The following is a 12977-nucleotide window of genomic DNA, read 5'->3' as shown; positions in this document are numbered from 1 at the left end:
GGTGGCGATGGCGAAGGGGAACCACCTGTTCCCATACCGAACACAGAAGTTAAGCCCTTCAGCGCCGATGGTACTTGGCTGGTGACGGCCCGGGAGAGTAGGACGCTGCCGGATGTTATGGAACAGCGCTGCGCTTGAGCAGTGCTGTTCCTTTTTTTTACTACTGCTTTTCTCTAAAGGCAGAGCCGCCTTGTATTCCCGCCAGACGCAATGGTATAATGGTGTATAGTTTCAGTAATATATTGCCGCATGGGGGGAAGAACGATGACGACACAGAACGAGTTGTTGCAATACTTTGCCAACTGTCCGATCAACAGTACGCACTCGCATCATTTAAAAGATCATGAGTTCGGTGATATTTCATTATTTAAGATCATCTCTAGGACTTACGTGAATTGGATCATGAACGATTTTCTGGAGGATGGGGAGGCTGCGCGCCGGAAATTTTTGGAAAAATACCGCTGTAATAGCTATGCGACCTGGCTGGTGCGTGCGATTGAGGATATCTATTCTGTTGGGGTTCCGCTATCGCTGGAGAGCTGGGATGCTTATGACGAAGCGATTCGCCAGGCTTATCAATCGGGCGAGCACCATTTGGATATCCTGAAGAACCAGTGCGGCTATGCGCGCGTGATCTTGGATAAATACGACGATCCAGGCTCGGACAACGGGCACCCCGATCTCTTTGCCCCGACCCTGCGCTGCGACGCCTTCTTTAATGGGTACGATCCTGCGCTGCGCAGCCATGACGGCGTGAGTGCATATGATTATATCCGCTTTCGGGAGAAAATGTCGCTGACGGAATACATCGCGGAGATGAAGGGATATATCCGTCAATGTGTATCTTCGGGCGGGGTGATCGCCCTTAAGGTCGGCATGGCCTATGAGCGCGATCTTCACTTTGACAACCGGGAAAAGACGCTTGCCGTTAAGGCGTTTTTAAATCCTCAGGCAGCGGCAGAGGATGTGCGCGCTTTCCAGGACTATGTCATGCATAAGCTGCTGGAATTGGCCGCGGAGTTGGGATTGCCAGTGCAGATCCATACCGGCCTTGCCTCACTGAAGGGGACAAACGCCATGGCGCTGTGTAATTTGATCGAAGAATATCCCTCCGTCCAGTTCGACCTTTTCCACGGCTCCTTCCCCTGGACGGACGATATTCTGGCGCTGGCGCACAACTTTAACAACGTTTATGTGGATTTGTGCTGGCTGCCGATCATCTCCACCACCCGCGCAATAGCCTTTATCAAGGAGGCGCTGGAGGTCACGGATGCGGAGCGGATCCTGTGGGGCTGCGATACCTGGACCTCAGAGGAGAGCTACGGGGCGGTGCTGGCCGGGCGGTATTGCCTGGCTAGGGCGCTGGGCGAGCTTGTGGATGAAGGGCGCTTTGATATGGCCTATGCCAAACGTTTGGGGGTCAATATCCTCTATAAAAACGCTAAAGCGCTGTTTGATCTTTAAGGGAAAAAGAAAAAGCCCCGCCGTGGCGGGGCTTTTTTATATGCATATTCGTTTAAGCCATCCAGGGATCTACGATATACTTGCCCTTGGCGCGCAGCGCAGGATCGGCCAGCACCTCTTTCAGTTTCTCCAGCGAGCAGACCTCCGCAACCATGGAGGTAACGTCGATCTTGCCGGACTGGATCAAATCCACCGCGCGCGTTTGCGTGTAGGGATTAATATAGGAAGCTTTGAGTACCACTTCCTTTTGGAAGATTTCAAAGGGCTTGATGGGCACTTCGTCATCCGGCTTGGTCAGCCCGAACATCATCACGGTGGATTGTTTGCCGGCAAGGTCAATCGCCTGGGCGATAGTGGACTTGAGGCCCGCGCACTCGATCACCGCATTGATGCGCCCCACATGATGGGCGGCCAGCACCGCTTTTACATCCTCGCTTAGCGGATCGATGCAGAGATCCGCACCCAACTTGGCACCCATCTCGCGTTTTACGGCGACGGGCTCGAGCAGGATCACCTTATGCGCGCCTGCAATTTTTGCCAGCTGTACCATGATCAGACCGATCATGCCGCCGCCGATGACCATGACGACGCTGCCGGGCTGCACATCGCACATATCAAAGCCGTGCAGGCAGCAGGCTACCGGCTCCGCCATGGCGCAGGCGACCAGCGAAGCCTCCGGCAGGAGTTTATAGACCTGTTTTTTATGCACGCTGCAGTACTGGGCGAAGCCACCATCCGTCGTGGTGCCGATCCCGGTCATATGCTCGCAAAAATGGGCGATGCCATTACGGCAATAGTAGCATTCCCCACAGGTATCGTTCGGGTCCACGCACACCTTGTCGCCTACGGCGATATCTTTGACGTTATCGCCCACCGCTTCGACAATGCCCGAGAACTCATGCCCCAGGATGGTCGGAGGCGTAACGTCGGCCGCGCCCTTGTCCCCCTCGAAGATATGCACATCTGTCCCGCACACGCCGCAGGCGGCAATGCGGATCAATACATCATCCGCACCCACCTTGGGCTGGGGCGCCTCCTCAATGCGCACATCGTGTTTGCCATAAAAAACAGCGCTTTTCATGATAATCCCCCTAAAAATAACGTTAAGGCAGTGGTTGCCATACAGCAATATTATAGACCAGCCGGCGATGGGGCACAAGGGGCAATGCCGGGGTCAGGGTGTGTGGCGACAAGATTATTCCGGCGTCTGCGGGAGCGGGGCGATAGAAATTGCCTGGCGCTGTTGCATTGTTTGCGGCGCTTGTGTTATCTTAAGAACAGTATAAAATGGCCGGATTTGGCCGTTCTACAAAGGAAGGGTCGTAATATATGGTAGATTTTAAGACGAACATCGCCCAGGCTTTGGCAAAGGAGACCGGTGTGGACTGCGAGCAGCTGTGCGGATGGCTGGAAGTGCCGCCGGAGCGGGAGATGGGCGACTATGCCCTGCCCTGCTTTAAGCTATCCAAGACCATGCGCAAGGCGCCGCCGGTAATCGCCCAGGCGTTGCATGATGCGCTTACCCCGCAGCAGGAGGCGCTTTGCTTAGAGCGGATCGAAACGGTGGGCGGCTACCTGAATTTCTTTTTAGATAAGGCGATGGTCGCCCGCGAAGTGGTAAGCGAGGTGCTGCAGGCCGGGCCGCGCTATGGCGGCAGCGATAAGGGAGTAGGCAAGACGATCTGCATCGATTATTCTTCAATCAACATCGCCAAGCGCTTTCATATCGGCCACCTTTCTACCACCGTACTGGGCAACGCCCTGTATAAAATATATCAACACTTAGGCTACAAATGTGTGGGGATCAACCACCTGGGGGACTGGGGCACCCAGTTTGGCAAGCTGATCGTGGCGTTCAAGCGCTGGGGTACCCGCGAACAGGTGGAACAGGGCGGCGTGGACGCTCTTTCTGAATTGTATGTGCGCTTCCACCAGGAGGCCGAAAACGAACCGGCTTTAGAGGATGAAGGGCGGTATTGGTTTAAAAAGATCGAGGATGGCGATCAAGAGGCGCTATCGCTGTTCAACTGGTTTAAGGAGCTGACGCTTAAGGACGCGCAGCGGGTTTACGATCTGCTGGGCGTGCATTTTGATTCCTACGCGGGGGAGAGCTTTTATAACGACAAAATGGGCCGGGTGATCGACGAGCTGGAGGCCAAGGGACTGCTTACCGAGAGCCAGGGCGCCAAGGTAGTGGATCTTTCGGACTATAACCTGCCGCCCTGCCTGATTCTTAAAAGCGATGGGGCCACGCTGTACGCCACCCGGGATATCGCGGCGGCGCTCTACCGCAAGGATACCTATGACTTTGACAAATGCCTGTATGTGGTCGCTTACCAGCAGAACCTGCACTTTGCCCAATGGTTTAAAGTGGTGGAAATGATGGGATATCCCTGGGCCAAGGACTTGGAGCACGTGGCCTTTGGCATGATCAGCTTTGAGGGCCAGACCCTTTCCACCCGGAAAGGGCATGTGGTCTATCTGGACGAGCTGCTGGAGCGCGCGGTGGAAAAGACCCGCGCGATCATTGAGGAGAAAAGCCCCAATTTGGAAGATAAGGACGAGGCCGCGCGCCAGGTGGGCATCGGCGCGGTGATCTTTAACGCCATGCAGGCGGGCCGCATTAAGGATATCGATTTTTGGTGGGATCGGGCGTTGAATTTCGACGGTGAGACCGGCCCTTACGTGCAATATACCCACGCGCGTTGCTGCAGCGTGCTGCGCAAGGCCCAGGGATATGCGCTGGATGGGCAGACGCAGTGGGACCAGCTGACCGATGAGGAAGCCCAAAAGACCATCATGCTGCTGATGCGCTTCCCGGAGGTCGTAGAAGAGGCGGCTTTGCGCAACGAGCCCTCTATGATCACCCGGCATACGGTAGAGATCGCCAAGGCCTATAATAAGTTCTATTATGAACACCGCATTTTAGATGAGGACGAAAAAGCCGCTGTGGCGCGGCTGCAGTTGACCCGCGCCGTGCGCCAGGTGATCGCCATCGGCCTGGGGCTTTTGGGCATTGAAGCGCCGGAAAGGATGTAAGAGCGGTATAAGCAAAGGAGGTTGGGGGGATGAACGCTGCACAGCGACGCCAGGCGATTATGCGCTGCCTGAACCGGGAGCCGGATGCGATTACCGCCAGCGCCCTGGCGGCGACGTTCTCGGTCAGCCGGCAGGTGATCGTGCAGGATATCGCGATCCTCCGCGCGGGAGGCGCCGATATTCTGGCCACGCCGGCTGGGTATATCGTCCCCCGCGCCAGTTTTTTGAAACGTCCGCGCCGGGTGATCTGCTGTAAGCACGAGCGGGAAGAGCAAATGGTGGAGGAACTGATGACCATTGTGCGCCTGGGCGGCTGTGCGGTGGACGTTACGGTGGAGCATCCGGTCTATGGAGAATTTAAGGCCATGCTGATGGTGGGCACGGAGCGGGACGTGAGGCGCTTTATCGCCCGCCTGCGGGAAAACGGCGCCGGACCATTGAGCGCGATTACCGGCGGCTTACATCTGCATATGATCGAGGCAGACAGTGAAGAGGCACTCGATAAGATCGTGGCGGCATTGGCCAAGGCTGGCATCTTGCAGATGCAGGGAGAAGAGCAATAGTATAGAAGAATGATGAATGAAAACCGCGGAGGCCTGAGCGGCTCCGCGGTTTTTTGCATATCACACGAGACGATGAAAAGATGTCTGATGAAAAGAAACGGATATAAAACGCGTAATAATTGCAGCCCGCGCAAAGGTTTTAGCGCAGGGATGTACGATATTTAGCCTGACGGCCGCATAAATAAATATAGTAAACTTAGTCGTAAAAAATTGTGAATTTTAAGGGCAGGAATTTGTAGAAAAAAATTGAATCAATCACGATATAAGCCCTGGAGAAAAAAGACGGGGGATAACCAAGTTCAAGCCGGGAAGGGGGGGAGCCGTTCCGGCGGTGAATTTAAGGAGGAACGGTATGGGGGTAACGCTTAAAAAAACTGGAGTCCTGGCGGTACTGGTATCGCTTTGCCTGACGGTGAACGGCTGCTTGCTCTTACCTAAGGAAGAGGAGGCGCTGGCGCCGCCGCTGATCGAGCCCGAAGAGGTAGAGGTGCAGACCGAAGAGGTGACGCTGGGAACGATAGAAAACAAGCTTTCGGTGTCGGCGTCGTTCATGTCGTCAAAGTTTTCCGTACTTTCTTTTCCCATCAGCGGATACGTATCTAAAGTTAACGTATCTCTGGGGGATGAGGTGAAAAAGGGCGACGTATTGGCCGAGATGGATGTGGAAAGTCTCAAAAGCAGCCTGCGCAAGGCGCAGATCGAGCTGAAATATGCGCAAAAGGAATTGAATGAGGCGCCGGACAGCACCAATGCGCAAAAGAGCGTTGCGCTGGCCAAGGAAACCGTAAGCGACCTGCAGCGCCAGATCAAACAGGGACAGCTGACCTCGGGGATGAACGGCAAGGTCACGGCAGTGGATGAAAACCTGTCGGCGGGGATGGCGGTGCAGCCCTTTAAAGAAATGGTGCGCATCCAGGAGGATGGCACGCTGCAGCTGCGCTTTGAAGGGTCGGACGCGACTTCTTTCCGCCCGGGCATGGCGGTGGAGGTAACGGTCAACGACCAAAGCTATACGGGCACGGTGGTGACCAGCCCCAGCAACGCTACGGAAAAGGAAGATGGCAAGCCGGCCAATATCGTGATCTTTGACGTGGAAGGGCTGGATTATGCCACCGTCAGCGAGGGGCAGACGGCCTCTGTAGTGGCCGTGCTGGAGCGCAAGGAGGATGTAATCGTCCTGCCCAAGAACTATGTCAACACCTATATTGGCCGCCAATACGTTTACGTGATGGAGGACGGCGTTAAAGTCGAGCGCGACGTCAAGGTCGGGATGGAGACCACCGGCGAATATGAGATCCTGGAAGGGCTGAATGTAGGGGATCTGATCGTTAAGCGATAAATAAGGGGGACGCGCCATGTTTTTAATGGTCGTGCGCAAGATGCTTAACAACCGCTGGATGGTCTTGTGCCTTCTGATCGGGATCACCATCGCAGTGGCCATGGTCAGTACGGTACCCATGTACACGGACGGCGTTTTGCAGCGCATGCTAATCAAGGATCTGGAGAGCTATCAAGAAGAGTTCGGGAATTACCCGGGCACACTGCATATCAAAGCGGACCTTTCCAGCCGTTTTACCAACCAGGATGAGCGGCTGGAGGGCTATCACGCGCTGAAAAGTCAAGTGACCGAGCGGCTGGAGCCAGCCATCGGCCTGCCCAGCGCGGATACGACCTGCGTTTATTGGCTGGATTATTTGACTGGCCTGCCCAAAGAACAGCGCAGCGAAAATCCCAAGTCAGTCTATTTTAAACTAAACGGTATACCGGGCTTTGAAGAACAAGTAAATGTCCTTCAGGGGCGCTTACCTGCGGCCCAAAAGGATGCGGAAGGCGTCTATGAAGTAGTGGCCTTTAAAGGGGCGATCAACGATAACGATGTACCGTTGGACGTGGTATATGAGCTGAGCCATAGCCAGATGGATTTAGATGAGCCGCTCTACGTAAAGGTGGTCGGAGTGGTCGAGCCGAAGGAGGGCAGCGAACTGTTCTGGTATGACGGGGAGCGCACCACCGCGGGCGGCTTTATAATGAACGGGGAGCTGATGGAGCGGGAGTTGATCGAGCGCGAGCCCACGCTGCTGACCATCGTACAGTGGAATTACGCGCTGGACTATCATGCCATCACCCTTTCCAACCTGCGCGATGTGATGATCGGCCTGCAGAATATCCAGCGCGAGCTGGGGCCCTATAAGGAGATGGGCATTACCTACTCCATGCCTACGGTGGAACTGCTCAGCCAATACCTCACGCGGGCCGCCCAGCTGAGCACCACCCTGCTGGTCTTGCAGGTGCCGATCCTGCTGATGCTGGCCTTTTATATCTTCATGGTGGCCCAGCTGATCGTAGATTATGAGAAAAATGAGATCGCCGTGCTGCGCAGCCGGGGCGCAGGCCCGGGCCAGGTGTTTAACAGTTACCTGATCGAGGGGCTGATCGTGGCGGCCATCGCCATGCTGATCGGGCCGTTGATCGGGCTGGGCCTTTGCCGGATGTTGGGCGCAGCCAACGGCTTTTTAGAATTCGTACAGCGCACGGCGCTTTCATTAGAGCTTACGGGCAAGGTCTACCTGTACGCGTTGTACGCGGCGCTGTTCTCGGTGGCCACGATGCTGGTCCCGGCGCTGCTGTCCTGCCGGGTTTCTATCGTAGAGCATAAGCGGCGCAAGAGTGAGCGCAAGCATAAAGCCTTCTGGAAAAAATATTTTCTGGATGTATTGTTGCTGGCCATCTCTGGATACGGGCTCTACGCCTATCAAAACCGCCAGCAGATCCTGGAGCTGACGGGGGCGGCCAGCGGCGATGTGCCTATCGATCCGCTGCTGTTTCTGATCTCCTCGCTTTTCGTGCTGGGCGCGGGGCTGCTGCTATTGCGGCTTTACCCTTACGTGATCCAACTGATCTTTTACCTGGGCCGCAAGATATGGTCCCCGGTAATGTACGCTTCTTTTATCCAGGTGGGGCGCAGCCGCGGCCAGGAGCAATTTTTGATGATCTTTCTGATCTTGACGCTGGCTACCGGCATTTTCAGCGCCAATACGGCCCGCACCATCAACCGCAACGCAGAGGAACAGATACGCTATGAAAATGGCTGCGATATCGTAGCCATGGCTAAATGGGAAAGCAATGAAGATAGCCTGGCCGCATCGGGCCAGAGCAGCGAGGCCGTCACCTACCGGGAGCCGCCCTTTGAGCAGTACGAGGGCATCTCGGGTATCGAGGCGGTGACCAAGGTATACCGCAACGGCGAGGTGCTGGTCAAGTTTGGCGACCAGAACAAGACCGGCACCACGATCATGAGCATCGTACCCAGTGAATTTGGAAAGGTAGCCTGGTTCAGAACCAATTTGCTGCCCACCCACTGGTACAATTATTTGAATTTGATGACGGAGTATCCCAAAGGCGTACTGCTCTCCAAAGGCTATCAGGAGATGGGCATACAGGCGGGGGACACCATTTACTACAGCTGGGCGCAGCAAAATATGCAGCAGGCTGTGGTGTTGGGCTTTATCGACTACTGGCCTGGCCTGAACCCTTATGAGGACCCCTACTTTATGGTAGCCAACTACCGTACCATCGAGCTGAATATGCGCATAGAACCCTATGAATTGTGGATGAAACGGGCGCCTGGCGCGGATGCGGAACAGATTTACGCGGACGTACAGGCCAAGGGGTTGGCCTTCACCTCCTTTGAGGATACCACCCAGCAGCTGGTCACCATTAAAAACGACCCTATGCTGCAGGGCACCAACGGTGCGCTGACGCTGGGCTTTATCGTGACCATCCTGGTCACGGCCATCGGCTTTTTGATCTACTGGATCATATCCATCAAGAGCCGCGTGCTGCAATTTGGTATCTTCCGGGCCATGGGCTTGTCTGTTAAACGGCTGATAGGCCTTCTGTTGGCCGAGCAGCTGCTGATCTCCGGCGTGGCGATCCTGCTGGGCATCGTGATCGGCGGGCTGGCCAGCGAGCTGTTCGTGCCGCTGCTGCAGATGATCTACGCTTCCGCGCAGCAGGTGCCGCCCTTTGCGGTGGTGATGTCGTCCAGCGATTACCTCAAGATCTATGGGATCATGGGCGTGGTGCTGGCCATCGGCTTTGCGGTGCTGGGCGTGCTGGTATCCAAGATCAAGATCGCCCAGGCGATCAAACTGGGGGAGGAATAGTATGGAACCGATCATGACCACGCAGGGCCTGTGCCGGGATTTTCAGACCGGCAGCGAAACCGTACACGCCCTCAGAGATATCAACCTGAGCATTATGCCTGGGGAGCTCACCCTGCTCCGAGGCCGCTCCGGCTCGGGCAAGACCACCCTGATGAACCTTTTAAGCACGCTGGACCGGCCGACCGCCGGGCAGATCGTCTTTAACGGCCGGGATATCACCACGCTGCCGGACCGGGCGTGCGACGAGATCAGGCGCAAGGAGATCGGCTATATTTTCCAATCCGTAGCGCTGATCTCGTTGATGTCGGCCTATGAGAATGTGGAGTTTTCCCTGCGTATTTCCGGGTATCCCGCGAAAGAGCGGCAGCAGCGGGCAGAAGAATGCCTTAACTTTGTGGGCCTGGGCAAGCGGATGAACCACCGGCCCAGCGAACTTTCCGGCGGCGAGCAGCAGCGCGTGGCTATCGCCCGGGCCTTGAGCCACCGGCCCAGCGTGATCTTTGCCGACGAGCCCACGGCGGAGCTGGATACCCGCATGGGTTTGCAGGTCATGCGCATCCTTTGCAATCTGGTGGAGCAGGAGGGCGTCACGGTGGTGATGACCTCGCACGACCCGCAGATGGGCGAGATCGCCGACCAGGTGATCACCCTGGCCGACGGCGAGATGATCGAAGCCTTCCGCAACGAAAATGCCAGAGGGGGGTGGCAAAGATGAGCCTGATGATCGATTGCCAAAACCTCGTTAAGATCTATAAGACCAAGGAGATCGAAGTGGTGGCCCTGCAAGGGTTGGATTTGGCCGTGGAAGAGGGAGAGCTGATGGCGATCATCGGCAACTCCGGCAGTGGTAAGTCCACCCTGCTCAACATGCTGGGCGGGCTGGACCGGCCCTCGGCCGGCAAGCTGATTATCGACAACCGGGATATGCTCAAGTTCACCGAAAAGGATTACATCAAGTACAAGCGCGAAGTCGTGGGTTTTATCTGGCAAAATAATGCCCGCAACCTAGTCCCCTACCTGACGGCGACGGAGAATATCGAGCTGCCCATGATTTTAAAGGGCAAGCGGGACCGGGGGCGGGCGCTGGAGCTGCTGGACATGGTGGGTCTTTCTCACCGCAAAAAAAGCAAACTCAACCAGCTTTCCGGCGGCGAACAACAGCGCGTGGCCATCGCCATCAGCCTGGCCAACGATCCACGGCTGGTACTGGCCGATGAGCCCACCGGGTCGGTTGATTCCAGAACGGCCAGTACGATTTTGGATATTTTTCGGGATATCAATAGGGCCCTGGGGGTGACCATCATCATCGTGACGCACGATATGAATCTTTCCCGCCAGGTGGACCGGGTGGTGGCCATAAGGGATGGGCGCACGTCCAGCGAGTTTATCCGCCGCCGCTCGATCTTAGACGAGATGCGCGAATTGGAACAGGAGGAGGCCGCCCAGCAGCAGGAGCAGGTGGAGTACGCGGTACTCGATCCTGCCGGCCGGCTGCAGATTCCGCGGGATTATCTGGACGCGCTGGGCGTCAGCGGGAAAAACAAGATGCGCGTGGAGCTGGAGGAGGGACGGGTCGTCCTGCTGCCGCCGGATGCGGAAACGGAGCAACACAAAGAAGCATAATGCCGCGGGCTGCATGTATCTGCTATCGCGGCGATAAAGGAGGAATAGGGATGGCACAGCAGTTTCCGAGAACGGAAGTAGGGGGAATCTCACTTCCGCGGATGTTGATCGGCACCAACTGGATATTGGGTTACAGCCACACATCGGTTGCGGCGGATCACCAGATCACCCGCATGAATGGGAGCAAGGAGGCTATTGCGGACATCATCTGTGCGTTTTTAACGTATGGGATCGATGCGATCATGGCGCCTATTGCAACCAACCCGGTGCTGATGGATGGAATCAAGCTGGCTGAGGACCGGACGGGGCAGGGAATCATTAGGATCGACACGCCCATCGTGAATGTAGACGATAACGCGCAAGCGCGCCGGGAGGCCGAAGCCACATTTGAAGCTTGTCAGAAGGCGGGGTCGCAGTTTTGCCTGATCCATCACAGCTCTGCCGAGCAACTGGTCAATAAAAATAAGAAGATCATCGACCGGTTGCCAGATTACCTGTCGATGATCCGCCAACGGGGGATGTTGCCGGGGCTCTCGGCCCACATGCCGGAGTTGATTTTGTATTCGGACCTGAACGAATACGATGTGGAAACTTATATCCAGATCTTCAACTGCGTGGGCTATATGATGCAGGTAGAGATCGAGTACATCCTCAAGGTGATCTGGGAGGCGAAAAAGCCGGTCATGAATATTAAATCTATGGCGGCGGGGCGGGTCTCTCCGTTTGTAGGGATCACGTTTAACTACGCCACGCTTCGGCCGCAGGATATGGTCACCGTCGGCTGCCTGACGCCGGAAGAGGTGCATGAGGATGTCGAAATCGGCTTTGCGGCGATCGAGCGGCGGTTCCCCAACCTGGAGGGACGTTCCAGCCCCAATAAGACGGACATTATGGGTGAAGGTTTGGAAAAGAAATAGCGTATAATAAAGCGGCCCGGCTAATGCCGGGCCGCTTTGCATAATTTAAAGTTTAAAAGAAAAGGCGGAAAACGAATTGATCCAGCAGTAGTAAAACGGTTAGACCGCCAAGATAATAGGCAAAGTACTGGAGTTTACCCCGGGCTAAAATTTTGAGCAGCAGCCGGATCGCGGCGTAGCCGGCCAGCATGGCAGCCAGCAGCCCCATGATCGCCCCCCAGAAGTCCACCGTGGGGGCGGCCTCGCTGCCGATCAGCATAAAACCTTCGCACAATACCGAGATCAGCAGAGAAGGTGCGCTGAGCAGGAGCGCGAACCGCAGGGCAAAGGGGCGCTCCAGTCCGCTGGCCATGGCTGCGGAAAGGGTAGCGCCAAAGCGGGAAATGCCGGGGATCACGGCCAGGATCTGGGAAAGACCGATGATGCCGCTCTCCTTCCAACAAAATTGTTTGAGCTTTTTCTCGCCGTTGTCAAAAAACTGGCCGGCGGCAAACAACGCAAGCCCCGTGATCAAAAAGCCGATGGCCAGCACCAGCCCTTGCACGTTGCTCTGCTGATATGCTGAGGCAAAAACGCCGCCCAATAAAAGGATGGAAACCAAAAGCGGAACGGTGGCGATCAACATCATATACATCAGTTTGTGGCGCGGCTGGCGCACGAGCATCCACAGATCTTTCCAAAATACTGCGATGACGGCGGCCAACGCCCCTAAGTGGAACATCATCGTCAAAAGCGAGCCGCTTTCCGGCGTGCCCAAAATGTGCTCCATTAAGGAAAGATGGCCAGAGCTGGATACGGGCAAAAAGGCCGTAAAGCCCTGCACTAACCCCAGAAGAATGGCTTGCCATATGGCCATAATTGAACTACCTCTCTCTTGCAACAATTGTAACATTTCGTTGTTATTATACCGGGCGCGGCAGGTTCCCGCAAGCTATTCTTCGTTTTTTCAGCTATATCGCATGGCGGGCCGCTCTTATTACTGGAAAAACCCGCCTATAGCGCGTATAATTTGGCAGCAAAAGGAGAAAAATGCAGTTGTGTAAAAAAGTTTAATAAATTTGCATTTTTAGGCTTGACACAAATAAGCCCCTGTGGTAATCTAAGTAAGCTGTCGCACGGGGGAGGCCCCAGGGCGGCAGAAAAGACCTTTGAAAACTGCACAGAGAAGAGACGAAATAGCAAGAAGTTCTGACGTAAGTAAGGAA

General features: G+C 55.6%; 11 protein-coding genes and 1 rRNA gene. 9 read left to right on the top strand and 3 right to left on the bottom strand.

Annotation, left to right across the window (positions count from 1 at the left end):
* Positions 1-114 (top strand): 5S ribosomal RNA (gene rrf, locus H8699_RS12380); the annotation flags it as partial.
* A gap of 150 nt (positions 115-264) precedes the next feature.
* Positions 265-1464 carry an amidohydrolase family protein gene (locus tag H8699_RS12375; RefSeq protein WP_249285955.1) on the top strand — a complete coding sequence of 400 codons (1200 nt, stop codon included), beginning with the start codon at positions 265-267 and terminating at the stop codon, positions 1462-1464.
* A gap of 52 nt (positions 1465-1516) precedes the next feature.
* Here the strand turns inward: H8699_RS12375 and H8699_RS12370 are convergent, their stop codons facing one another.
* Positions 1517-2545, bottom strand: coding sequence for a zinc-dependent alcohol dehydrogenase family protein (locus tag H8699_RS12370; RefSeq protein WP_138296700.1), 1029 nt, complete (start codon positions 2543-2545; stop codon positions 1517-1519).
* Positions 2546-2793: 248 nt separating this feature from the next.
* On the opposite strand from H8699_RS12370, the gene argS reads away from it, so the two are divergent.
* The 7 genes from argS to H8699_RS12335 all read left to right on the top strand — a co-directional run bounded on the left by argS (position 2794) and on the right by H8699_RS12335 (position 11772).
* A complete protein-coding gene (gene argS / locus H8699_RS12365; RefSeq protein ID WP_249285954.1) occupies positions 2794-4503 on the top strand; it encodes an arginine--tRNA ligase in 1710 nt (569 codons plus the stop codon).
* A gap of 29 nt (positions 4504-4532) precedes the next feature.
* Positions 4533-5066: a transcription repressor NadR gene (locus H8699_RS12360; RefSeq protein ID WP_249285953.1), complete on the top strand. Its 534-nt coding sequence runs from the start codon at positions 4533-4535 to the stop codon at positions 5064-5066.
* A gap of 352 nt (positions 5067-5418) precedes the next feature.
* Positions 5419-6405: an efflux RND transporter periplasmic adaptor subunit gene (locus tag H8699_RS12355; RefSeq protein WP_147519010.1), complete on the top strand. Its 987-nt coding sequence runs from the start codon at positions 5419-5421 to the stop codon at positions 6403-6405.
* Between the two features lie 16 nt (positions 6406-6421).
* Complete coding sequence (locus H8699_RS12350; protein ID WP_249285952.1) at positions 6422-9232, top strand: ABC transporter permease; 2811 nt, start codon at positions 6422-6424, stop codon at positions 9230-9232.
* A 1-nt stretch (position 9233) separates the two neighbouring features.
* A complete protein-coding gene (locus H8699_RS12345) occupies positions 9234-9947 on the top strand; it encodes an ABC transporter ATP-binding protein (protein WP_249285951.1) in 714 nt (237 codons plus the stop codon).
* A gap of 5 nt (positions 9948-9952) precedes the next feature.
* Positions 9953-10855 (top strand): ABC transporter ATP-binding protein, encoded by a 903-nt coding sequence (locus H8699_RS12340; protein ID WP_138296702.1) that lies wholly within the window; start codon positions 9953-9955, stop codon positions 10853-10855.
* 50 nt (positions 10856-10905) lie between these two features.
* Positions 10906-11772: a hypothetical protein gene (locus H8699_RS12335; protein ID WP_249285950.1), complete on the top strand. Its 867-nt coding sequence runs from the start codon at positions 10906-10908 to the stop codon at positions 11770-11772.
* Between the two features lie 52 nt (positions 11773-11824).
* Here H8699_RS12335 and H8699_RS12330 read toward each other — a convergent pair whose 3' ends face one another.
* Together H8699_RS12330 and H8699_RS12325 are read right to left on the bottom strand one after the other, a co-directional pair.
* Positions 11825-12628, bottom strand: coding sequence for an undecaprenyl-diphosphate phosphatase (locus H8699_RS12330; RefSeq protein ID WP_249285949.1), 804 nt, complete (start codon positions 12626-12628; stop codon positions 11825-11827).
* Between the two features lie 137 nt (positions 12629-12765).
* On the bottom strand, positions 12766-12977 hold a 212-nt coding region (locus H8699_RS12325; RefSeq protein WP_249285948.1), incomplete at its 5' end, for a hypothetical protein.

This window comes from Luoshenia tenuis (assembly GCF_014384745.1).
Classification (GTDB): Bacteria; Bacillota; Clostridia; order Christensenellales.
This window is presented reverse-complemented; position numbering and strand designations above follow the sequence as displayed.